The 22792-nt window shown below is 56.0% G+C and carries 17 protein-coding genes; 10 read left to right on the top strand and 7 right to left on the bottom strand.

The features are described 5' to 3' along the window. Positions 1 to 47: 47 nt before the first annotated feature. Entirely contained in the window at positions 48 to 941 is an 894-nt protein-coding gene (gene dapA, locus THTE_RS09635) for a 4-hydroxy-tetrahydrodipicolinate synthase (RefSeq protein WP_420823859.1), read from the top strand. Here dapA and THTE_RS09630 read toward each other — a convergent pair. Further along, complete coding sequence (locus THTE_RS09630; RefSeq protein ID WP_095415240.1) at positions 916 to 1572, bottom strand: anthranilate synthase component II; 657 nt, start codon at positions 1570 to 1572, stop codon at positions 916 to 918. The genes dapA and THTE_RS09630 overlap by 26 nt on opposite strands. A gap of 82 nt (positions 1573 to 1654) precedes the next feature. Then, positions 1655 to 2563 (bottom strand): ATP-binding response regulator, encoded by a 909-nt coding sequence (locus THTE_RS09625; RefSeq protein ID WP_095415239.1) that lies wholly within the window; start codon positions 2561 to 2563, stop codon positions 1655 to 1657. Between the two features lie 827 nt (positions 2564 to 3390). Between THTE_RS09625 and mgtA the strand changes: the two genes are divergently transcribed. The 3 genes from mgtA to mnmG are packed head-to-tail and all read left to right on the top strand — an operon-like array spanning position 3391 to position 8888. Further along, positions 3391 to 6060: a magnesium-translocating P-type ATPase gene (mgtA, locus tag THTE_RS09615; RefSeq protein WP_207651689.1), complete on the top strand. Its 2670-nt coding sequence runs from the start codon at positions 3391 to 3393 to the stop codon at positions 6058 to 6060. A 2-nt stretch (positions 6061 to 6062) separates the two neighbouring features. Continuing rightward, the gene (locus THTE_RS09610) at positions 6063 to 6866 is read left to right on the top strand and encodes a PTS sugar transporter subunit IIA (protein ID WP_095415237.1); all 804 of its coding nucleotides are present in this window, start codon (positions 6063 to 6065) and stop codon (positions 6864 to 6866) included. Positions 6867 to 6884: 18 nt separating this feature from the next. Further along, positions 6885 to 8888 (top strand): tRNA uridine-5-carboxymethylaminomethyl(34) synthesis enzyme MnmG, encoded by a 2004-nt coding sequence (mnmG, locus tag THTE_RS09605; RefSeq protein ID WP_095415236.1) that lies wholly within the window; start codon positions 6885 to 6887, stop codon positions 8886 to 8888. A gap of 1876 nt (positions 8889 to 10764) precedes the next feature. On the opposite strand, the gene THTE_RS09600 is transcribed toward mnmG, so the two are convergent. After that, entirely contained in the window at positions 10765 to 11538 is a 774-nt protein-coding gene (locus THTE_RS09600; RefSeq protein ID WP_095415235.1) for a hypothetical protein, read from the bottom strand. 131 nt (positions 11539 to 11669) lie between these two features. Next, positions 11670 to 13964 carry a PKD domain-containing protein gene (locus THTE_RS09595; protein ID WP_157732000.1) on the bottom strand — a complete coding sequence of 765 codons (2295 nt, stop codon included), beginning with the start codon at positions 13962 to 13964 and terminating at the stop codon, positions 11670 to 11672. A 119-nt stretch (positions 13965 to 14083) separates the two neighbouring features. Between THTE_RS09595 and THTE_RS09590 the strand changes: the two genes are divergently transcribed. Together THTE_RS09590 and THTE_RS09585 are read left to right on the top strand one after the other, a co-directional pair. After that, complete coding sequence (locus THTE_RS09590; protein ID WP_095415233.1) at positions 14084 to 15304, top strand: AAA family ATPase; 1221 nt, start codon at positions 14084 to 14086, stop codon at positions 15302 to 15304. 77 nt (positions 15305 to 15381) lie between these two features. Next, complete coding sequence (locus tag THTE_RS09585) at positions 15382 to 16299, top strand: RraA family protein (RefSeq protein ID WP_095415232.1); 918 nt, start codon at positions 15382 to 15384, stop codon at positions 16297 to 16299. A 30-nt stretch (positions 16300 to 16329) separates the two neighbouring features. Here the strand turns inward: THTE_RS09585 and THTE_RS09580 are convergent, their stop codons facing one another. From THTE_RS09580 to pgsA, 3 genes are all read right to left on the bottom strand, one after another. Then, positions 16330 to 16977, bottom strand: a complete 648-nt coding sequence (locus tag THTE_RS09580) for an OmpH/Skp family outer membrane protein (protein WP_095415231.1) — start codon at positions 16975 to 16977, stop codon at positions 16330 to 16332. A 191-nt stretch (positions 16978 to 17168) separates the two neighbouring features. After that, positions 17169 to 18191, bottom strand: coding sequence for a CPBP family glutamic-type intramembrane protease (locus THTE_RS09575; RefSeq protein WP_157731999.1), 1023 nt, complete (start codon positions 18189 to 18191; stop codon positions 17169 to 17171). 4 nt (positions 18192 to 18195) lie between these two features. Then, the gene (gene pgsA / locus THTE_RS09570; RefSeq protein ID WP_095415229.1) at positions 18196 to 18834 is read right to left on the bottom strand and encodes a CDP-diacylglycerol--glycerol-3-phosphate 3-phosphatidyltransferase; all 639 of its coding nucleotides are present in this window, start codon (positions 18832 to 18834) and stop codon (positions 18196 to 18198) included. A 417-nt stretch (positions 18835 to 19251) separates the two neighbouring features. Between pgsA and murB the strand changes: the two genes are divergently transcribed. From murB to rpsI, 4 genes are all read left to right on the top strand, one after another. Further along, a complete protein-coding gene (gene murB / locus THTE_RS09565) occupies positions 19252 to 20130 on the top strand; it encodes a UDP-N-acetylmuramate dehydrogenase (RefSeq protein WP_095415228.1) in 879 nt (292 codons plus the stop codon). A gap of 290 nt (positions 20131 to 20420) precedes the next feature. After that, complete coding sequence (locus THTE_RS09560; protein WP_157731998.1) at positions 20421 to 21251, top strand: cell division protein FtsQ/DivIB; 831 nt, start codon at positions 20421 to 20423, stop codon at positions 21249 to 21251. 432 nt (positions 21252 to 21683) lie between these two features. After that, positions 21684 to 22172, top strand: coding sequence for a 50S ribosomal protein L13 (gene rplM / locus THTE_RS09555; protein WP_168175826.1), 489 nt, complete (start codon positions 21684 to 21686; stop codon positions 22170 to 22172). Between the two features lie 65 nt (positions 22173 to 22237). Next, on the top strand, positions 22238 to 22660 hold the full coding sequence (rpsI, locus tag THTE_RS09550; protein ID WP_095415226.1) for a 30S ribosomal protein S9: 423 nt from the start codon (positions 22238 to 22240) through the stop codon (positions 22658 to 22660). Positions 22661 to 22792: the final 132 nt, after the last annotated feature.

The raw sequence follows: 22792 nt of genomic DNA, 5'->3' as shown, positions 1-22792 counted from the left end.
GTGTTTTTGGGCTACGTTCTCGTTTATCACCCAAGAAGCGTGGATTCATCATGGCGACGCGTGCTGAACAATTCGCTGGGCTGTCTGTTGCGATTATTACACCTTTCCGGGACGGCAAGGTGGATTACAAGGCTCTGGAAGAGCAGGTGGAGTTCCAGGTTCAGGCGGGAGTCACCTGTATCTGCCCGGTGGGGACTACCGGAGAGTCACCGACGCTCTCGCATCCCGAACATCGAGAAGTGATCTCGGCCGTCGTCAAAACGGTGGCGGGCCGAGTCAAGGTAATGCCGGGCACTGGTTCGAATAGTACGGAAGAGGCGCTGGAACTTACTCGGTGGGCGGCCCAGGTGGGCGCGGATGCGGTCCTCATTGTATCGCCGTATTACAATCGGCCGACACAGGAAGGGCTTTACCAGCATTTCAAACTTCTCGCTCAGGCGGTGGATATTCCCATCTGCGTCTACAACATCCCGGGACGCACCGGTAGGAACATCGAGCCCGAGACGTTTCTTCGCTTGGCCGAGTTCCCGAATATTGCCATGGTGAAAGAGGCGAGTGGCTCATTGGATCAGGTCTCGCAGATCACCACGCAGACCGATTTAACGGTGCTCAGCGGGGACGACAGCCTGACTCTTCCGATCATGGCAGTGGGCGGGCGCGGGGTGATCTCGGTGATCGGGAACATCGTTCCCCACGATATGAAGGCGATGATCGCGGCTTTCGAACAGGGTAATATCGCGGAGGCCTTTCGCTGGCATAAGAAGCTCTTCCCGCTTGCACGAGACATGCTAGGGCTTGCCACGAATCCGATCCCCATTAAGGCTGCGATGCGACTTTTGGGACGCGATACCGGTGAGTTGCGACTTCCGTTGACACCTTTGTCGCCCGAGCAGGAGGCCAAACTCCGCACCACGCTCAAGAACTACGGTTTGTTGTCGTAACCGGATTGACGCCCTGAGCCTGGACAACTCCCAGTTGTCCCCGTGGCCACTCTTCGATCCAGCCAATAAACGCTTCGAGGAGTTGCATTCCATCCGGAGTCAGGATGGACTCGGGATGGAACTGCCATCCCACAATCGGCAGACGCGTGTGCCGGATGGCCATAACCGTGCCGTCTTCGAGCCATCCGCTAACGCAAAGCTCCGAGGGCAACGACCCGGCCTCAACGATCAGAGAGTGATACCGTCCCACCAGCAAAGGACTGGCGAACCGTGCGAACTCGCACTGCCCATCATGCCACATGAGAGAAGCTTCTCCGTGCACGGGGTGGGATGCTTGGGAGATCCGTGCGCCAAAGGCCTCGGCAATGATTTGATGTCCCAAACACACGCCGAGAATGGGAACGTCACCAGCAATGCTACGCACAAGCTCCACGGTTCCGGCGTTCCGGGGCGCGCACGGGCCTGGGGAGAGGACCACAAGGTCGAAGTTTCCGCGGATAGTGTGTCTGTCAGGCAGTGACGAAACCCGCTGTACGCTCGCCTCGCAAGAAAGGTTGCGAAAGTAGCGCGCGAGGTTGTGGACGAAGCTATCTTTGTGATCGATGAGCAAGACGCGGAGAAAACGCTGCATAGCAAGGACCGGTGGAGAAATCTTTCGCAGTTCCCCTTTGTGTTGAGGAGCGAATGTGCAGATTATCCCCTGATCGCGCAACTCACCGAGAATTTACTGGACGTCGTTTAACGAGCGTCACCTGATTGCCGCGCTCATTAAAGCGGACTTCGTCCATGAATGTTTGCATCAGGGAGAGGCCCCGCTGCTGCTCCAGTTCCGGTGTCTGGTCTTTCTTTCGGACAACTTTTTCCACGTCAAATCCTGGCCCGTCGTCGGTTATGGTGAACACAGCCTCTTCCCGCGTGATTTTGATATGGACTCGGATTTTTCGGTCCCGGTATGGAGGTTCACGGCGTCGTTTCTCCACCAGGCTCAATTCATCGTCCTCCAGGAGACGATCCGACACCGCTTCAATCTCTTCTTTGCTGATTTGGAGGTTGCCATGGAACAGAGCGTTTAAGAGAGCCTCCTTCAGGGCGATCCCCATTTGCAGTCGGCCGGGAAAATCTGTGAACCGCACCCCAGCCAGGGTCTGTTGAACCACTGAGACCAGCGGCTGGATCAATTCCGGTTCGTTGTCCAGCAGGTATTCAAATTCGATGAATTCGAGGCATTCGAAGAGCCGTTCGCGCTCTCGGTTCTGTTCGGCAATTCGCAGAACGGAATCTGCCGTTTCGGCGAGTCTGGTGGAGAGTTGCGACTTCGGCACATAACTGGCGGCACCCCGTTCCAGAGCTTCAATGGCCAGCATGTCAGTACCAAAAGCTGTGGTCAGAATGACGGGGACCTCAGGAAAGGTTTCGCGAAGGTGCCGGACAAGTTCCAGTCCATCCATTTCTGGCATGCTGATGTCGGTAATCACCAGGTCCGGCGGGCTCTGTTTTACTCGGGCAAGTGCCTCCGCGCCGGAGGCAGCGTATTCTACCTTCCAGCCGAATTTTTTCTCGAGGAGTGATCCCACCAGCTTCCGATCGAGCGGCGAGTCGTCCACCACAAGGACCGTCGTCATAACTGTGACCTCCTGAGGTGAGCAAAACAACCTTGCACACCTTATCTTTATATCCAATTTGACAGCCCGTCACCACAGATGAGCCCGCTGTCCAGGGTTCTGGTGATAGATGCACCGGGCGAAGGCGCAACCGTTGTCCCGGTCACTTTTCGAGAACATCTCGAATTATGGGGAGAGAACGTGAGAAGGGGAATGTGCCGGGGTAACGGCCTGGCCGGAGCACGTGGCCCCGCTGTTGCGAAAAATCATTTCGTTATTCCTGTGAGAATGATTACTCCACGCGATTCGACGTTAGGGTGGTTTCAACAATTGGCGAACACGATAGCAGACTGTGGCAGAGATAATGGAGCGTGGCGTGTCCTTGAAGAGCCACTCGTCGCGTTCTACACTGAAAAGGATGCGGGCACGAAGCGGGTGTTCGTTCTGTTGAAAGCGGCCGAGGACGGCAGAACGCTTGAGTCTGTTGGTAGGGACCGAACTTCAAGCCATGCAACCTGAAATGTTGGACAACGATCCGGACGACCATCAGTGTACGATTGTCCGCACTCTCCGGAGGCTATGGGTCGGTCTTAACCCCCTGCCATAATGGATCGACACCACGCCTCCGGTGGATGAATCGGCGTGTGAAACCGGAGGCGTGCGATGCGTTATTTGCCCAGAAGATCGAGCTCCACCTCTCCAGCGCTATACAAGAGCTGCTCACCGCCCGGCACGGGGAGTGTTTTGCAACATTCTGCTCGTTGTTCTTTTGACGGTCGATCCGCCACGACCCGTGTATATTTCGGCTGTCTCGTTGGTTTTCCATTTTGCATCGCGGAGGGGGGCGCATGATGCGGGCTCTGTCGCACTCCTTGATCATTCCGTTCCGACGCCGAAATGGCACGGGTGAGGGACCGTCCAAAACCGTCACTCTCACTCCCGACGAGAAAAGACTCCTGGAAATCTGCCTCCTTACTCCAGGTGAAGCCCTCCGGCGGCTCAACTCTTCGCCCAATGGCCTGACTGACGAAGAAGTCGAGAGCCGGCTCGAGGAATATGGCCCGAATGAGCTTCCCCATGCCAAACGACTTTCTGTTTGGGCAGACCTTTTCCATCGGCTGCGCAATCCTCTCAATGTTCAGCTCATCATCATCGCCATGGTGTCGTTTCTCGTTGGAGAATGGAAGTCCACAATTGTGGTAGGGGCGATGGTGCTCCTCAGCGTGGGGCTCTCATTCATCCTCGACCGGCGATCGCAACGCGCGGTTGAGGCACTGGGAAAGCGTGTCCAACCGCGAAGTGTGGTGCTGCGCAACGGTCGTGAAACGGAAGTCAAAATCTCGGAAATCGTTCCCGGTGACGTGGTGCTCCTTCAGGCCGGGGCGATGATTCCAGCGGATGTGCGGCTTCTCAGCGCGAAGGACTTCTTTGTCAGTCAATCGGTTCTCACCGGGGAGTCCATGCCCGTGGAGAAAACTGCCCTGGTGAGTGGCGGGGAGGTTTCTAGTCCCTGGGATTTGCCCAACGCGTGTTTTTTGGGAAGCAACGTGATCAGTGGCACTGCCCGGGCGCTGGTGGTGAATACCGGGGGCCACACGATGCTGGGCTCGGTGTCCCAGCGGCTAGCAGCCACGCGGACAGAAACGAGCTTCGACCGAGGCGTTCGCAATTTTACCTGGTTGATGATCCGGATGATGGTCATCATGGTGGCCATCGTTTTCTTTCTCGTCGGCTTGACCAAGGGGAACTGGGTTGAGGCACTTCTATTTGGTCTATCCATTGCCGTCGGCCTCACGCCGGAAATGCTTCCCATGATCGTGACTGTCAACCTCGCCAAAGGGGCCCTCAGCATGGCGAAACGGAAGGTGATCGTCAAATACCTTCCCTCGATCCAGAATTTCGGGGCCATGGATGTGCTCTGCACGGACAAAACGGGAACATTGACCCAGGACCGGGTGGTTCTGGAGCGTCACGTGGACGTCACCGGCCGTCCCAGCGAGGATGTCCTGACCTACGCGTACTTGAACAGCTATTTCCAAACAGGGTTGCGGAGTCTCATCGATCGGGCTGTCCTGGAAAGGACGAAGCTCGATGTCGAAGGGAACTGTCGCCTGGTGGACGAACTTCCGTTCGACTTTGAGCGGCGCAGGATGTCGGTGGTCGTGGACTATGAGGGGGACCATGTCCTCATTTGCAAAGGGGCTGTGGAGGAAATCTACCAGCAGTGTTCGTACTATCAAATCGGCGACGAGGTCTACCCACTTATTCCAGTCATTAAAGACGATCTTTTTGAAGAGGTTGAGCGGCTCAATCGCGAGGGATTCCGCGTGCTTGGTGTGGCGTACAGGGAATTTCCCCGGGAAAAAACGACCTTTACTGTCGCTGACGAGTCAGACTTGATCCTCCTCGGCTATATCGCCTTCTATGATCCGCCTAAGGAATCAGCATTGGAGGCGATTCGGCTGCTTCGTGACGTGGGGGTCTCTGTCAAGGTGCTCACGGGCGACAACGCGCTGGTGACGCAAAAAGTATGTCGCGACGTGGGACTTGAGGTCCGCCGCGTGGTCAGCGGAACCGAGTTGGTGGATCTTACCGATGAGGAGTTCAGCCAATTGGTGGAAGAGGCCGATGTGTTCGTGAAGCTGAACCCCGGCCAGAAGGAGCAGATTGTCCAAAAACTGCGGGAAAGAGGACACGTCGTTGGGTTTTTGGGGGACGGAATTAATGACGCTCCGGCAATGCGAGCGGCTGACGTGGGGATTTCAGTGGATTCGGCGGTGGATGTAGCCAAAGAAGCGGCCGATATTGTGCTCCTCGAAAAAAGCCTTCTTGTCCTCGAAGAAGGCGTTATGGAAGGACGACGAATTTTTGCCAATATCATCAAATATATCCGGATGGGAGCAAGTTCGAACTTTGGCAACATGTTCAGCGTTGTCGGGGCCAGTTATCTCTTTCCCTTCCTTCCTATGAAGCCGATTCACGTGCTTGTGAATAACCTTCTCTATGATATCTCTCAGACGGGGATCCCGTCGGATAGCGTCGATCCCGAACAGATCGCCAGGCCGCTGAAATGGAACATCGACAATGTTCGCCGCTTCATGATCTTTATTGGTCCTATCAGTTCGATCTTCGACTACGCAACGTTTGCCCTGATGTGGTTTGTGTTCGAATGCTGGCGGTTTACCCAGATGGGTTCGGGAGGTGGCATCGACTATGAGTCGCTCTTCCAAACCGGCTGGTTCGCGGAATCCTTGCTGACACAGACGTTGATCGTGCACATCATTCGGACGAGGCGTGTTCCTTTTATTCAAAGTCACGCCTCTATGCATCTCACCCTGACAACCTTATTGGTTGCCGCCATTGGGATTTGGCTGCCGTATTCCCCGTTGGCCAATTTGCTGGGGATGGTGCCCCTACCATTGACCTATTGGCCTTTCATTGCAGCTTTCTTGCTGTCGTATGCCGTCATCACGCACTTCGTAAAAACGTGGTTTTTCCGTAAGTTTGGAGATCAATAAACATGGACAGCCTGCTAGACGCCCTGCAGGAAGGCCGCCTCATCGAGCTGCCGGAAGGAGCAGACAAGATTGCGGCACTGCGGCTGCTTGCGCGAATACTGGAAGCCATCCCCACTTTGCCGGCAGGTCTGGACATTGAAGGGTTGGTGTTGGAACGGGAGAGGACGGCTGATACGTCACTTGGAAAGGGTTGGGCCTGTCCCCACGCACGGGTGTCATTCGAAGGTGATCTGCTCTGCGTGGTGGGGTGGAGCCCCCACGGCATTCAGTACAACGCCAAAGATCAAGCCCCGGTTACGATCATCACGATGTATCTCGTCCCGGAGAACCAGCGCAATCAGTATCTTCGGGAGGTTTCCCTGCTGGCGAAGGCAATCCAGAACTATCCGGGTTGGGAAAAGATTAACGAGGCCCGGGAAATCAATGAAGTTCGCGATCGTCTGCTCGATCTGATCAGCTCAGCGAAAGAAATGGTCGGGCCGGATAGCCGTGCCCGAATGATTCGTCTCCAGCGACCGCGGATTGAACCGACACCGATCACAGATCTTTCCAACCTGATCATCGAACCGGTCATGCTGGTGGTTGGTCCCGACTTTAAACCGATCATACTCACACAACATGCGGGTTTAGCCCGGTATCTTGAGACTGTGGCGGGGTTGGCAGAACGGATCGAAACGGATGGTTACTTCCAGAATGGGGGTTGGCGAATCATTCGCAGGAGTAAAATGGTGTATCAGAATGGCCGGGTCATGTACGATTGTCTGGCGATCACGACCCGTCGCAAGGATTTTCCATCGGAAAGTTAGCAAAATCATCGTAGGCCCATGGACATAAGCACATATGAATATGACGTTATCGTCATTGGGGCTGGGCATGCAGGGGTGGAGGCGGCCCTGGCAGCCGCACGGATGGGTGCAAGAACTGCTCTGCTCACAAGCAACCTCGATACCATCGCCAAGATGAGCTGCAACCCCGCCATAGGGGGCGTGGCCAAGGGGCAAATCGTTCGCGAGATTGATGCCCTCGGTGGTGCCATGGGCCTTGCAATCGACCGCACGGCCATCCAGTTTCGGCTCCTCAATCGACGGAAGGGGCCGGCGATGCACGGTCCCCGCGCTCAGGCAGATAAACTTGCTTATCATCAGGAAGTAAAACGTATCTGCGAGTCGCAGGATAATCTATCGCTTCGGCAGGAGACGGCCGAGGAGTTGCTGGTTGAAGAGGCACGGGGGAGGACCCGCATTACCGGCGTGCTGGTCCGTGGGGGAGCCATTTATCGGGCGCCCTGTGTCGTCGTGTGTGCTGGAACGTTCATGCAGGGGCTGCTTCACTTTGGAGATAAGACCATGGTGGGCGGCCGAGCAGGGGAGGAGGCCGTCGTTGGACTGAGCCGGTCGCTCCGCCAGCTTGGGTTCGTTGTTTCGCGGTTTAAGACAGGAACGCCGCCTCGACTCAATGGCCGGACCATAGACTATTCCCGACTTGAGATCCAGCACGGGGACGAGCATCCTGTGCCTTTTTCTTTCATGACGAATGAAATCACGCAGCCCCAATTGCCGTGCTGGATTACCTACACGAACGAAAGGGTTCATGAGATCATCCGGCAGAATCTGCACCGGGCACCGATGTTCACAGGGCAGATTCAATCCACGGGACCGCGCTATTGTCCGTCGGTGGAAATCAAAATCGTGCGGTTTCCCGACCGGCCGCGGCATCAACTTTTCCTGGAACCGGAAGGGCGTAACACGCTGGAAATCTACGTGAATGGGCTTTCCACAAGCCTTCCGCGGGACGTGCAGGAAGCCATGATTCGCGAGATCACGGGGCTTGAAAAGGCGGAGATCATCCGCTACGGGTACGCGATTGAATACGATTACCTCCCGCCTGATCAGCTCCATCTATCGCTCGAAACGAAACGTGTGGAGGGGCTTTTCCTTGCCGGGCAGGTCAACGGCACGACGGGTTACGAAGAAGCCGCTGGGCAGGGGTTGATCGCCGGGATTAACGCCGTGCTGAAGCTGCGGGGAAAGGATCCCCTCATCCTGAGGAGAGACCAGGCCTACATCGGCGTGATGATCGATGACCTGGTCACCCGGGGGGTGGATGAGCCGTATCGTATGTTTACCAGCCGGGCGGAATATCGGCTGCGGTTGCGTCACGATAATGCCGACCGCCGGTTGACGCCTCTGGGGCGCGAGCTGGGACTGGTGGACGATGCACGCTGGAACCGATTTGTGCAAAAGGTCGAGGCGATTGAACGGCTTCGGGCTGTCCTGGAGGCCACGCGGCACGGCGGAGTTCCGGTTTCCCGACTTCTCACCAGGCCAGAGGTTTCTTGGGAGGATATTGTGTCAATAGCGCCCTCCCTTGCGGAGTTCCCGCGCGAAGTCGTGGAGCAAGTCGTCATTGATATCAAATATGCCGGATATCTTGCGCGGGAAGAGGCGGCCATCGAACAGCAACGCCGATTGGCGGAAAAGCGAATTCCGGACGACATTGACTACTTTTCCGTGCCGCATTTGCGGGCAGAGGCCCGGGAGAAATTCTCCAAAATCAGGCCCCGAGACTTTGCTCAGGCGGGCCGGATTAGCGGCATCACGCCCGCGGATCTGGCAGTGCTTGCCCTCTATCTGGAACGGCGTAGCCGACCAGATCATTCAGTTTCAGCAACCTCAGGGGAGCTTTTTACGCAGGTCAAAGAAGACGAGGTGCAAGCCGGTCGCATCGTCGATGAGCAATCCGCCCTGGGGAGCGAAATATCGTTTGAGGACATCCACAGGAGGGAGCTTCCCGTCTTTGATTGCCTGGACGATGGCCATTCCGACTGAATCCTTGGGTGCGTCACCCTCGATGGCCTGGACCATAAAGGAATTCCTCGTCAGAAAAGCCTCGTACCACATCTCGAGTACGCTATCTGGCCGGGTGAATATGAACACAGAGGGACTATCGGTCCCGGCCAGCGCTTTAATCCGACCCCGCACCAGTTTGTATTCCAGAGACTCTGCGAGAGACTTTTCGGGGGCGTCCGCGGTCATGAGTATCTGTTCCATGAACGCCGGGCTGTCCGTCTGGACGACGTATTGATCAATCGCTGCGAAACAGGGGACGGGAAGTCGCATGTTTTCAGGAAACCATTCCGGACGTTGTCGGCTCGAAATGTAGTAACTTCGTTGTCCGAATTCCTTTTTTTCAAAGATTTGGGAATCGGATTGAGCAATCGCCTCGACGAGTTTGGCGGCAATCTGCTCATCCTTCATTTCCATCACAAAACCGCTAGCGGCACTGTTAAGGCGGATTGGACGCTCGATCCACTGTGCGATGGTGATTCGCCCGGTGGACGCCGGCAGTACATCCCGAACCACGTCGAGCTGCAATCCTCGATTCATCTCATCGAGAACCTGTCGCTGGAAAGCTCCCTCACCGCGGAAGCCGTCGTAGATCTTGGAGACGCGCTCCACAGTAACGGGCAGATCGACATAGGCTGTGATGTATCGCATCACGGAGTCAGGGATGAAAAACTCCGGAGTTCCATCTCCTTTTTTGAATGCCGGGATATCCAGGACACCGCGACGAGGATTGTCCAGAAAGATATGGAACTCTCGGATCGAATCCCATCCCGCCACGTCCAAACTCATGGCGGCTCCGACGGAGTTCAAGCCGTCCAATCCGAGCACGGGCAGGATCGCCAGCGTCACGGCTGCGGAGGGATTCATCGTCTTGAAGCCTTCGAGAATTTGGAGAGGATCCGCGAACACCAGGCCGTGGATCTGGCCCTGTTTGGCGTATCGAATATTGCTCAGAAACTGCTGGAACTTCTTCTGTTCGGCCAGTGTCGCCGAGTCCGCTGCGGTTCCTTTGGACCTCCGTATGACATCGCGGACAACCTGGAGGTCGGCTTCTCCCGAGAAAGCAATCCCACCGATGAATCGCGAACCATCCACCGCTAACCCAATCACCTGTTTCTCTTCGTGTGGCGGAGTCACAATACGGAAGTTCACATCCTCCACCTGCTCTGTGCGAACCTTGCCGCCTTCCTTGGTGGTCTGCTGACAGACGAAATCAACGAGCTTGCCAAGGGTCTCAGCGTTTTCGCCGGCCTCCAGATACACCAGGAGTACCCAGGCCTGTGAAGAGGAAGACACGAAGCCCACGGATATTTCTCCCTGGGGAATGGTGAGCAGTGCTTTGAGAGAGACGCCGCTTTCTTTTTCAAACTCCTCGCTTCCTTTCATAAGGACACCCCAGACGTCTGCCACGAAAGGACGCAACTCTGGATCGGTGGCCATCCGTCCCACCGCGGATTGCAGAAACGCCGCTTTCGCGTCGGCGATGTTGGGAATACTTACGAAGGCCGCAGTGTTCTGGGGGAAAATTTTCGCCGCATGCGGGACGGGCTGACCCTGTGCCGCGCTGTGGAGAGCGCAAAACAGGAGGACGAGAACCGCCCACTTCCCAACTGATCTGAAATTTTGGCATTGCATGGCTCAGTCTCCTTTCCCCCTACCCGTCAGTACCAATTTTCCCGACCGCCGAGGGCAAACTAAAAATTTGTGCATCCTGCGCCGCCCGGCGAGTATCCAGAGATATTCGGCAAAGATTCTCTCAGGAAACTATACACATTCTGTCCAAAAAGGTTACATGAGTTGGCCGAAGGGCATCGGCCAGTCGGTAACAGTATCCTGTAAGCTACAGCGGGAAAGCTCTTCAATAAGGATACAGCCCTTTAAGGGTTCGTTTCTCCAGGTCCGGAAATTCATAATCCAGGGTGATCGGCTCTTTACCGACTTGAATCCCGCCCAATTGAGGATCCCACAACCAGGTCCATCGTCGCAGTTCATCGCGATGAAGGATGCAGCGGTCAATCACCCGGGTGCGACGCTCCTTTTTCCAGCCTCCATAAGCCCACGTGAATTGCCAGATTTCGTGGCGGATCGTGGCGGCCCCTGGAAAATCTCCTTCGTAGCTGGTGGGGAGATCTCGGATGAGCATGACCAGAACCCGGATGGCCTGGTCATTACCTCCGAAATACAATGGTTCTACCTTGTTTTCGTAGTGCTTCGAGTTGCGAATCTCGGATTCGATTTCTTCGCGGTGTTCATCCGAGATTTCCGCTGTGCCGGGGAAGAATGGGTCGAATTCGAGGACCGGTGGAAAATCGAATCCATCGATCCGCAGTTTGCCTTCCCCAAGGATCACGACGTCGTACCGCCCTGGTGCAAGTTTCTCTACCTGCCACACGCCTTCGGCCGTCTGCTTACCGGGAATGCAATCGGGGGCGTCGATCTTCGCTTTGGGATCCACTGGTTTAACGGGATTACCATCTTGGTCCCAGCGTTGAATGACGCCGACCAGTCGAAGCGGCGGGGCACCTTTGATGCGAAGAGTCAGAGTGCCCGCCGCCACGTCGCGCGGTGAGCCCACCGTCGCTCCTACCACTGCCGCACATGTCGCGAAAAGCCACATCCGCCACAGCATCATATCAAACACTCCCATGACAGGTGCCGTACTGCCCCTGTAACCTGAAAACCACGTCAATAAACGGTTCGCCAGATTCAATTGACCTTTTTCAAGTTTTAGCGAGTTTTCGAGTGAGACGATGTTGCCCGGAATTATTTTCGTTCAGGAGCTGCCGACTGCAGTTTGTCCAACAGTTGTTTTGCTTCGCCGACCAGCGGACTGCCCGGATAATCTTTCAGCAGGGATTCAAGCGTTGCCTTTGCCCGATCGACGCGCTTCAAAGCCACGTCGGCCTGAGCCGACAGGAGCAGAAGTTCTTCGATGTACGGCGAATAAGGATTGAGAACGAGCAACCGATCCGCCAGAGCGGTGACAACTTCGTACCGGCCACGGGCAAACCAGTATTTTCCCCATAAAAGGGGTAAATACCCCTCCACAATATCCAGGGGAAAGTCATTGGACCAGGCTCGCAGTTCAGCCGCTGCCCGATCGAGTTCCCCTGATCGCAGGAATTGCTCGGTGGAACGACTTCGTGCACCCCGCCAGGCCGTACGTTCCACTTCATTGCGACGAGCCGCTACGAGTTGCTCGGCTTGCTGGAGTGCCTTCACCGCTTCATCCTGACGTCCTTCACTTGCCGCCAGTTCCCCCTGCAAACGGTACCAGAGTGCTCCCAGAGACTCATGGCGGCTGGGATTCTGGAGCAACTTTTCGGCCGCATCGAGATGTTTTTTGGCTTCCGCCGGCGCGAGTAAATCGTTTAGTTGGATATCGCCTGCAACGAGATGGGCTTCAGCCCGCGCAGGATCTGTTTGCAAGCGGGGCAATACACCTGTCCAGAGATTCAGCGCAAGCCCTGAATCGGCAAAAACGTCGCGAGCGATTGGGGCAACCAATCGGAGGAGTCGCAGAAGTTCCTCGTCGCCCGTTTGCTTGCCGTTCAGCAGTCCGTCCCTGGCCACCTCCAATGCGCGCATCAGATATTTACGACGTTCCGATTCTCTTGTCTTTGGGTCAATTGTGGACTTTTGCGCGGGTGCCGCGGCTTGTTCCTCGTCCACAAAGACCGTGTCCGGGGGCGGTGGCGGTAAATATTCGTCGGCTTTGGTGAGATAGGCCTGGACCATTTGGAGAAGGGACTGTGCGTCCAACGCAGCGGGATTGTAGGTGTCCAGAATGGACAGAACATCGTCCAATCGGAGGGGCTTGTTTTTTCCCGTTTCTCGCGGTGGGACTGGCGGTGGGCCGATCCAAATTCTTTGTGGCATTTCAAAAGGTCGGCCCGCGCGGGTGACTGTTTGCTTAATTGTGAAGAGCCCAGGCCGAAGGAAAACGTGCACTAGCGAGGGGCCCTGACCTGTCTGCCCGTCTCCAAATTCCCAGTCGATGCGTGCCGACGAAACCAAAGCAGGGGGAGAGGCATCCCGAAACTCTGCAACCACCAGAGGGATTTCATTTTCGGGCAGAGACACAGTGCCGAGGACATTGACACGAAAATCAGGCAAGAAGCGTTGTGTTTGGCTCATAGGAGGCCCTACAGCAGGGCGGACAATTGAGGAGTCGCGAAAGACATCCGGCGGAATTGGGACGGGAGCCGGCACGTTGCCACGTGGCTCGACTTCCCAGGCGGCCACCGCCACGCCCACTTCGCTTGTGGCCACATGGTAATACTCGAACTGATGCGGGCCAGCCGTCAGTTGCACATCGCGCCGTAGACCGGGACGAGCCTGATATTCCGGCGGATGCCGCCCGGGCGCCTCTGCGACAATTTTTCCGTCAATGAGCAGAAAGCTACAATCCTGGCTCGAAGTGTAAAACCCGTAAGTCCCTGTTTTGGGAATCTGCATGACGCCGATGTAGCGGCTCATGTAGGGACCAGGGACCGTTGCGAATGGATTCCCAGCATGAAAAACTGTTGGGACGTAGTCTGCTCCAATCGGACGCGCGCTCTCGAAGGCCGCCTTTACCGATTGGAAGCTATTGAGGTTGCATTCCTTGTATTCACGAATTTCAAGGAGAAGCCCCTCCTGAGCCGTCCATTTTGGACGGCGATCGTCCGGAAAAGCGTCGCCGCCGTAAAGAATCTCGAATGGCCCCCGAGCGGTCGTCATCTGAAAAGCCAACCGACAAAAGTCTCCTGGCCCCATCTGGAGAATGCGGACAGGGAGCACCTCATTTCCCGCAGCCACAACGACGTTCTTGCCTTGCTGATCAATTTGACCATGGTGATAAAACTCCACCACACCGACGGTTGCCCCACCGGTGGCAGCGAGGTCGATGGGACGAAGAAATGAAAACTCATGGCCTGCACGTCGGAAAAGCTGCGCCTGTCCTCCACGAGACATCAGACAGACAGTGATAAAGGTTAAACTTGCTATTCCGCGGAAGAGCCACCGATCGCTCATACTTGTGAGGCGACAAGCGAATTTATCCTTCAAGCGCGCCATAGATTAATTCCGAAGGCAAGACGTTTAGGAAGTGTCCGACTCCTATTACCGTTGCCTGAGACCTTCTCTTAGACTAATGTAGGATTTTGATAGCCCGATTGGAAGGAGGTTGAAACATCATGTCCCAGGCACAGCCCATTACATCTTCTCAAATGTCCCCTGAAGAGGCCGTGCGTCGGGTAGCGCACGCGCGAGAGTTGCTCTTAAAAGAAGTGCACAAAGTTATTATCGGGCAGGATGAAATGATCGAACAAATGATCATCTGCATCTTTGCCCGTGGTCACTGCCTCACGATTGGAGTGCCCGGCCTTGCTAAAACCTTGACCGTCTCCACACTGGCCAAGGCCATGCATCTGAAATTCAGTCGGATTCAGTTCACACCCGACCTGATGCCCAGCGACATCACGGGAACAGAGATCATTGACGTCGATCCGACCACGGGAAAGCGAAGTTTTCGGTTTGTGCATGGACCAATTTTTGCCAATATCGTTCTGGCCGACGAGATCAACCGAACTCCCCCCAAGACGCAGGCGGCTCTCCTTCAGGCGATGCAAGAATATGAAGTGACGGTGGGTGGAAAGACTTATCCGCTGGAGCAACCTTTCTTCGTGATGGCCACGCAAAATCCCATCGAGCAAGAGGGAACTTACCCGCTTCCCGAGGCTCAACTGGACCGCTTCATGCTATCCATCAACATCACCTATCCCACTCGGGCAGAAGAGCGGGAAATCGTGATGGCCACCACGCAGACTGTGAGACATGAAATCCAACCGGTCCTCACCGGCCGGGATATTCTGTGGATTCAGCAGCTTGTGCGTCAGGTGCCTGCCTCGCAGCACATGGTGGACTACGCAGTGGACCTGGTTCGCGCAACTCGCCCCAAAGATCCCCCCAGTCCTGACTTTGTGAAAAAGTGGCTCGCTTGGGGAGCCGGTCCCCGGGCAGCACAAAATCTCATTCTGACGTCCAAAGCGCGGGCCATCCTTCATGGACGGTTCGCTGTCACTGCGGATGACATTCGTGCAATGGCATTTCCCGTTCTGCGACACCGTATCTTCACGAATTTCAACGCGGATGCCGAGGGGGTCGATGTGGATCAGATCATTGAGAAGATTCTGGAGGTGATTCCAGAACCGACTTACGGCGAGACGATTCCCGTCGGACCACGTCCTGCGAGGAAGGTCGTTTCCAAAGCTCCGGACGCTTCGGCAAGTTCGGCTGTTTCCGGCAGCCCGCAAAGTGAACCGGCCGCTTCGCCGATCCCATCGCCACCTCCGGCTGCAAGGCCCACTCCGATTCCTCAACCCATTACACCGCCCACCAGGAACCCATCCCAGTAAGGAGTTTCCATTGCGTCCAGAAAAGCGAAACTTCAGGCGGGACAACCTAAAAAAGCGGAAGCATAGGAGCTGGAACGATGCGGGAACAGAGAATTAGATCGATCCCTTTAAGGATTGGAATTACGGTGGGGCTGATAGTAGTTTGGGTGAACACGATTACCCAGCTTGAAAGCTGCGCTGGGTCGGAGGCAGCGGCGGGGGAAGCGGCATCCCGTCATGAAACTAAACCCACGATAGAAGAACTTCGAAAAGGGATAGCGTTTTTGCAAACGCCGGTATATTCCGAGGAAGAAGACGCGAAAATCTTGAAACTTTTCGAAGGGCTCCGCGTTGCCGATATCTGTGATGCCATGGATCAGGTAGGCCTCCGCAACGTGGGACTGATGTCACCCGAGATTCATCCCGCATGGAAAGACCCGGTGGAATTACGCCATCGATTCGTGGGAATCGCCGTAACGGTTCGCTATGTGCCGAGTAACTTGCCGTCCACGGGACCGCTTGCCGCTGAGGAGTTCGACAGGTGGATGGGCGAGTGGTATCAAAAGCTTTCCCCAGAACCTTTCGTCCCGTTGATTCGACCGGGTACTGTGGTGGTGATCGATGATGCAGAAAGGGCGGACGTTGGGACAATTGGGTCGAACAACATTTTGAGCTGGAAGAAACGCGGTTGTGTGGCCGTTGTCACCGATGCAACTGCCCGGGATCTTGATGAAATTGCCCTGGAAAAAGTCCCACTTTACCTCCGCGGGCCGGGGCGCGGGGTCCGGCCTGGCAGAAACCTGATCGAATCGGTCAATCGCCCCGTGGAGGTTGGCGGGGTGCTTGTGCGGCCCGGCGATGTGGTGGCGGGCGATAGCGACGGGGTGATTGTGGTGCCCCGAGAATTCGCCGAGCAGGTTGCCTCTTATGCTCGGAAAACCCTGGAAACGGACAAAGCGGGACGACGCCGCCTTTACGAGAGTCTGGGGATCCCAGAGGACGTCTCTGTGAAGTGACCTCTCCTGCCCAGTTCCGGAGCCGTCGACCTACTTTTGCAAAGGTCCAAGTAATTCGCGAACAACATCATCTGTAATATCGAGATCCGGTTCCGCCCAGATCACTTCCCGTGCGAGGTAGGCGAGAAGCTCCTGCGGATTTGACGTGGCGGCGGGTGGCCGGGATTGTCTCAGAACGATGACCAAGCCTTTTGCGCGGGCCACTTTTTGCACGGCCTCGTCGATTCGACCGAAGGCGGACAGATAGGCCTTTCGCTCCCGTTCAAAAAATTGTTGCTGCTGCAGTTGCATTTCCGTTTGCAGTTGGCTCATTTGCTGCTGCAACGTCTGCTGACGCTGCTGAAACTCCTGACTTTCCGGGGGGAGGGTTTGCAATTCCTTTTGCAATGAAAGTAGTTCGGACTGTCGTTTTTGAAACTGTGACTGTGCCCGCTGCACATCGCTCTGCAGTTCTGTCAGTTCAGCACGGAATTCCGGAATGCGCTGCATCACCGCCGGGAGATCAATGACACCGATTCGGGCGTTCATTCGGGTATCGGTGGCGGCCGTTTCTGCTCGGGCAACGGGTGGGAAATCATGCCAATGGTAACCAAGCCACCATCCCCCAGCACAAAAAGCCAAAATGGAGAGCAACCAGACCGGATTCGCTCGAAATGCAATCCAAACCGACTTGCGCATCGCCTGACTCCCTCAGCATGAACCCATGTCACATCTTACCTCATCGATTGTAACGGCTTGCCTCCCATAAAGCACCCGTGACACCGCTTGCCTGCATTGATTTTGCTCGACGCAGGACTTGGAGGATTGCCAGAAATACCGGTCAAACGCTCGCGCGAGGCGTCGGGAGGCTTGATTGCGACACACGGGGCCTATTGAGAATGCAGAAGCAACCACGCCAGGAGGAGACTCGTCAAATTGAGGCTCATGTGAAAGGCAATGCTCGGCAAAAGCCGCCCTGTTCGTGCATAGAGCACGCCGAGGATCGTCCCAACAATAAGAATTGTCAACGGGTCAACCACGATACTTTCGGGAACGATGCTTGATAAAAAAAACTGAAGACCGTAGATCGGTAACGCCGCAGCCGCGAACCAGCCCAATCCCAAAGCGACATCTGGAAAAATGCGTGTTCGGGACAGGCCAAGCTGTCTCCACAGCGACGACGCCCTACGTGATATGAACACGGAAAAAAACGCCAGAAACAGTGCGTAGGCGAGGGTTCGGGCCCAGAGGATCAATCGGATCGTCTCCGGATCGGGAACATTCTCAGTTGATCGCGCATGCAAGAGTGCGAAAACGGATGCGGACATAACAACTGACATGGCTCCGACGGGAATCCCGCGTCTTCGCAATGTCGGACGACATGTAAGAAATGCGAACTCATCGCCTGGTCCGGTCATGCGGTTTCTGCCCAAACGTCCCAGACGATTGCGGAGACGCCGCCAGCGGAGTTCCTGGGCATGAAGCCATCCCTGGAAAAAAAGGCGAAAAACGATCTCCTCCACCCAAGGGCCAAGAACACCAGCGCTGATGACAACTAAAAGAAGCGTGGAGACGCTCGGCCGCTCACTGAGGAGCAGAATCGCCCAGTGTGCCCGCTGGGCAGACGTGGATTTTTCATCCCCGTGTATCCGAGCGACTGTGGTGACGCTCCTGCGGTCGTCGTTGCTCCTACGCGTCGAAGTTCCCTGAACAACGCTGTTAAGCAGAAGGATGAGCAAAATGAGGGCCAGCCATACCCCGCAGACATCCACCAGTCGCCACGGGGGCGGCCGAAACGAATACCGCGGCCACATGCGCTTCCGCAAATTGGGAAAAGTTAATAGAGTCACCCAGCAAACTAGGGAGAAAAAGGAGAGAGCGAAGAAGATCACCGTTTCCGGCGGAACAGCCACAATATCACGCCTCCAGTTGCCGAAGCTGCCGCAAACCGATGACCACGTACGCCGCACCGGAGTAAACGGTCAAAATGAGCGTCCCGTATGTAAAGATGACCAAGAGAGTCCACACCGCCGGGTTTTGCGTAGGGGTGCCTCCACCCTCGAGGTAGAGAAAAGCGACAATGGCTAGGATGCATTGAAACGCCATCTTGAACTTTCCCGACCATTTTGCGGAGAAATCCACGGTCTGGCCTTCCAGAAAGCTGCGCAATCCTGTGATGAGCAACTCCCGACTGATGATCACGACCACGATCCAGGGATGAAGTCCCCCGGGCGTTTCGAGCATTTTCGGGTCAGCCGCCAGGAACACAAACGTCCCACAGATGATAAGTTTATCAGCAAATGGGTCCAAGACGCGTCCTAAAGCGGTTACCTGATGGAGCCGCCGTGCCAGAAATCCGTCCAACCAGTCTGTTCCTGCGGCGATCACAAATAGCACCAGCGATGGGAAATAACCTAACTGTGAGTGAAGGGCGAGTGTTACAAAAAGAACGATTGTTAAAACAATGCGGGCGGTGGTGATGGTGTTGGGAATATTCCACCAATTCATTTTTTCGGCGGAAGTCTGCAAAGCACGGCTATCGCTTCCATTGTTCATTCTGGAGTTTCTCCGTGAGTGATTCCCAGCCTCGCCGACGATACAGAGGCCGGTACGCTGTTGCTACTCTCACGCAGACTGCGCAGTATTACGGACTATACTCCGGGACCGAGTGGGCAACGGTGCAGACGCGATGATGAAGCACCGACGGGTTGCTGTGTTGTAAAATGGAACGGCTCGGTTTCGGAACAGGCCCGGATGACCATCAACACCCATTGGGCTGATCCTTCTTCCGCATGTTACCGGTGTGTTAATTGTAATCTACCGGGTTGCGATGTTGGCTTGCAATCGCCGCTTGAAATTGCGCGGGAACGGGAGGACGCCGGTTCTGCAAAAAACCCCCTTCGATTGGGTCAGTCCGATTGGGTAGAATGGGACAATCGAGATAGACGGTCGCTGTCCAAAAGGAGTCTGTGAATGTCGAGGTGGAAAGGACTGGAAAGGATTGTCCGTGAGCAAGAGCCGCTGGCCATGCACACCTGGCTGGGCGTAGGTGGAGCGGCGGAGTATTATGCCCAGCCGCGCAACCAGGATGAGTTGATCGACATTGTCCAGCGGGCGAACCAGGAAAACATTCCTGTTCGCGTCCTTGGTAACGGTTGCAATGTCTTGATTCGGGACGAGGGGGTTCCCGGACTGGTCATCCATCTCGATCATCCCGCCTTTGCAGATATTCGGGTCGTTGAAAATTCGGTTATTGCTGGCGGTGGAGCAAGTCTCCCGAAGGTAGTCACCACATCGGTGCATGAAGGACTTGCCGGCTTGGAAGTCCTAACGGCGATCCCGGGTACCGTAGGGGGAGCGGTCCGAGGTAACGTCGGAGCACACGGTGGGGACATTGGCCAATGGGTGGCGGAAGTGACGCTTCTCACCCATGCCGGCGAGATCGTGGTTCGTCCGCGAAACGAAATTGTCTTCGGTTACCGGCGAAGCAGCCTTGACGATCTGGTCATTCTCCAGGTGCGGTTTGAGCTCCAACCAGAAGATCCCCGCGAGCTCGCACGGCGACTGCAAAAACTCTGGATTGTTCGCCGCGCTGCGCAGCCGCTGGGACACCAGGCATCTGTGCGAGTATTCCGCGATCCACGCGGAACGGCCGCATCTGAATTGATCGAAGCGGCCGGGCTGAAAGGCACGCGAATTGGGGGGGCCGTCGTATCTGACCGAAACGCCAATTTCATCGTTGCCGAAGCCGGCTGCACGACGGCCGATATTCTCCGATTAATCGATCTCATCCGAACGCAAGTTTCCAATCGCCTAGGCGTCAACCTCGAACTGGAGTTGGAAATCTGGTGAGCGTTTTTACGGAGTCCGCCGAACTGACATCCTGCGGCGGATTCTGCGATTACTGGCTCAGGAATGCTTAACGCGGCACCTTTAACGGTAAATTGCAGGACATGACTGTTCAACACTTCGGTCAAGTCCTGAACGTTGGGCAGCCGAAATTGGACGGGGAAATCTGCGCGCGGTTTCGGTAAAGGGGAGGGGTACCTTTGGGGAGAGTGTGACCTTTATTCAAAGCGGTCATGGCCAGATCGAAGTCGAAAAAAGGACAAGCGAACGACTCTGTGCAGCGCAATTCTGTAATGGTGCGCGGACTCCGCTGGGTTGCCGTGTGGGGCTTCGTCGGTGTCGTGGGATTCATTGCAACCAGGGTTTTGTGGGACGGACACCGAGACGAGTTACTCGCCGATCCACGGTTCCATCTGGTCCCCGAAGAGATCGACGTGGGTTCCCTGCCGGCGTGGATTCACCATGACCCCCGCCCCGAGTTCCTTCTCAACGCCACTCAGGATGGGGCACTTTCCGTTGCCGATCGGGATTGTTTGGCGAAGCTCGTGGATGGGATTCAAAAGCATCCGTGGGTCAGCCGTGTCGGCCGTGCAGAGAAACGGTTTCCCGGGGTAGTGGTTGTGCAAGTGGAGTGGCGACGACCTGTGGCGATGGTCCGCGTTCCGGGAGGCCTTTTGCCGGTGGACGAAACCGGGGTTCTTCTCCCGACGCGTGACTTCACGCCACTGGAAGCCTCCCGGTACCCGCGAATCGAAGGTGCGGAGTCGGTACCGCGAGGACCAGCGGGCACCGTTTGGGCGGATCCTCTCATCAAACAGGGGGCAAGTCTCGCTGCGCATCTGCTCCCCGTGTGGGTCAAGTACCAGTTTCGCTCAATCATGCCTCTCCAGGAAGGTTCCGGAACCCGGGGTCTTGAGTTTCAAATCGTGACGCGAGAAGGAAGCATAATCCAGTGGGGGGAAGCAGGGAATGGGCCACAGGAGGACGAAAAAACCGCGAGAAAGCTCCGATGGCTCGAAGAATACTATCGGGAACACGGTTCCTTTGCGGGACTGGATGGTCCGCTGGTTATCGATCTCCGTCCGGCGGAGCCCCAAATCAGGGCGAAAGAGCCCGTCCGGTGATGGCCGCCGGTGGCGAGTGTTCAAGCGGCGGTAACGGTGTTTGGAAGCTGTACCGTAAACTCCCGGTCACCATTACCGCACACGCTGGAGCCGATATCTAAAGCAACAGGCGCCCTCTCCAGAGGGGCTACTTCATCTTCCGAGGACAGGTCGTTTGGATAGCCGAGTTGATCGTTGAAGATACGTTAGCTTGAAGCAATCAGCGTATCAGATCGCGCGTAACTTGGGTACGTGTTTCGGTGGTACCCCTTGGCATGAGATTCTTTCCCCGCTAGATTAAGTTTTTCCCAACCGTTACTGGGACCACGCCAGGTTCATCTGGCCCGCAGCTGGCGGGGTGGTTGGCAGCCCGGATTGTGGTGGCGATAGGCGTTGGGCAATTTCGTCGGAATTTCCCGTTTGTCCCGATTTTAGGTGCGAACGGGGGGTATCATGAGGAAGAAATTGGCCGTGATAAAAAGCTATTTGGCGAAACCAGGTTCATTGAAACCGAAGTGGTACGTGGTGGATGCCACCGACAAGGTGGTCGGCCGTTTGGCATCCGATATTGCCACCATTTTAATGGGGAAACATCGGCCGACGTACACCCCGCACGTGGATACGGGGGACTATGTCATCGTGACGAATGCCGAGAAAGTGGTATTCACGGGCAAGAAGTGGGAACAGAAAGAGTACACCTGGTACACCGGGTTCCCTGGCCTGCGGTCCGAAACGGCAGCCGAGCGGAAGGAAAGGAAGCCCGAAATGATCCTCTACGAGGCAGTTCGTCGGATGCTGCCGAAAAATCGGCTTGCCAAGAAAATGCTGCGCAAGCTCAAGATCTACGCTGGGCCGGAACATCCCCACCAGGCTCAGCAGCCGACGCCGATTGAACTCGGCGTCAAGGAAAAAGGGCGCTTCCGTCGGTTTTTGCCGGTGTGACGTTTTCGTGTGTCAAAGAGGCCACATCCGCTTGCTTGAGGAATTAACTTGACAGGTCAAGTAATATGGTGAAAAAGGTCATCATTGAGGGTAAGGGGACGAACGATTTTTTGGGAACCGGACGTCGCAAAGCGACGGCGGTGGCTCGGGCAAGGATTCGTCCGGGACAGGGGCGAATCGCTGTTAATGGCCGGGCCCTTGAGGACTACTTTCCCAATGAACTGTATCAGAAGCGGGTGCTCCAGCCGCTGGAGCTAACCGGCCGTCTCCAAAGTGTGGATGTGATTCTCCGCGTGGCAGGCGGCGGCATTTCGGGGCAGGCGGATGCCTGCAAGCTGGCCATCGCCCGAGCCCTCGTGCGGATGGATCCCGAATTGAGGCAAACTCTCCGTGACGCTGGCCTTTTGACTGCAGATGGCCGGAAGAAGGAACGGAAGAAGTACGGGCTTCACGGCGCCCGCCGCGGAACCCAATTCTCCAAGCGGTGAATTTCGATTTCCTCCAATTCGGCCTTCCAAAATTCCCGCAAAAAAATTGTCTCAATTGTCGAACCTTCCGCTGATTGCGGCGTAGAGTATAAATGCATAGCCCACCTCCTTCGACGATCGGCCGCGCTGGCC

The organism is Thermogutta terrifontis, from assembly GCF_002277955.1.
In the GTDB taxonomy this organism is placed as follows: Bacteria; Planctomycetota; Planctomycetia; order Pirellulales; family Thermoguttaceae; genus Thermogutta; species Thermogutta terrifontis.
The sequence above is the reverse complement of the archived record's forward strand: the minus strand, read 5'-3'. Positions and strand labels throughout refer to the sequence as shown.

Bases quoted from the DNA above. Each gene is read 5' to 3' on its own strand.
- THTE_RS09625 (WP_095415239.1), bottom strand. From the start codon at position 2,563: ATGACGACGGTCCTTGTGGTGGACGACTCGCCGCTCGATCGGAAGCTG.
- THTE_RS09585 (WP_095415232.1), top strand. From the start codon at position 15,382: ATGCGGGAACAGAGAATTAGATCGATCCCTTTAAGGATTGGAATTACG.
- pgsA (WP_095415229.1), bottom strand. From the start codon at position 18,834: ATGAACAATGGAAGCGATAGCCGTGCTTTGCAGACTTCCGCCGAAAAA.
- THTE_RS09610 (WP_095415237.1), top strand. From the start codon at position 6,063: ATGGACAGCCTGCTAGACGCCCTGCAGGAAGGCCGCCTCATCGAGCTG.
- rplM (WP_168175826.1), top strand. From the start codon at position 21,684: ATGAGGAAGAAATTGGCCGTGATAAAAAGCTATTTGGCGAAACCAGGT.
- THTE_RS09595 (WP_157732000.1), bottom strand. From the start codon at position 13,964: ATGGCGCGCTTGAAGGATAAATTCGCTTGTCGCCTCACAAGTATGAGC.
- murB (WP_095415228.1), top strand. From the start codon at position 19,252: ATGTCGAGGTGGAAAGGACTGGAAAGGATTGTCCGTGAGCAAGAGCCG.
- THTE_RS09560 (WP_157731998.1), top strand. From the start codon at position 20,421: ATGGTGCGCGGACTCCGCTGGGTTGCCGTGTGGGGCTTCGTCGGTGTC.
- mnmG (WP_095415236.1), top strand. From the start codon at position 6,885: ATGGACATAAGCACATATGAATATGACGTTATCGTCATTGGGGCTGGG.
- rpsI (WP_095415226.1), top strand. From the start codon at position 22,238: ATGGTGAAAAAGGTCATCATTGAGGGTAAGGGGACGAACGATTTTTTG.
- THTE_RS09630 (WP_095415240.1), bottom strand. From the start codon at position 1,572: ATGCAGCGTTTTCTCCGCGTCTTGCTCATCGATCACAAAGATAGCTTC.
- THTE_RS09580 (WP_095415231.1), bottom strand. From the start codon at position 16,977: ATGCGCAAGTCGGTTTGGATTGCATTTCGAGCGAATCCGGTCTGGTTG.
- THTE_RS09590 (WP_095415233.1), top strand. From the start codon at position 14,084: ATGTCCCAGGCACAGCCCATTACATCTTCTCAAATGTCCCCTGAAGAG.
- mgtA (WP_207651689.1), top strand. From the start codon at position 3,391: ATGATGCGGGCTCTGTCGCACTCCTTGATCATTCCGTTCCGACGCCGA.
- THTE_RS09600 (WP_095415235.1), bottom strand. From the start codon at position 11,538: ATGATGCTGTGGCGGATGTGGCTTTTCGCGACATGTGCGGCAGTGGTA.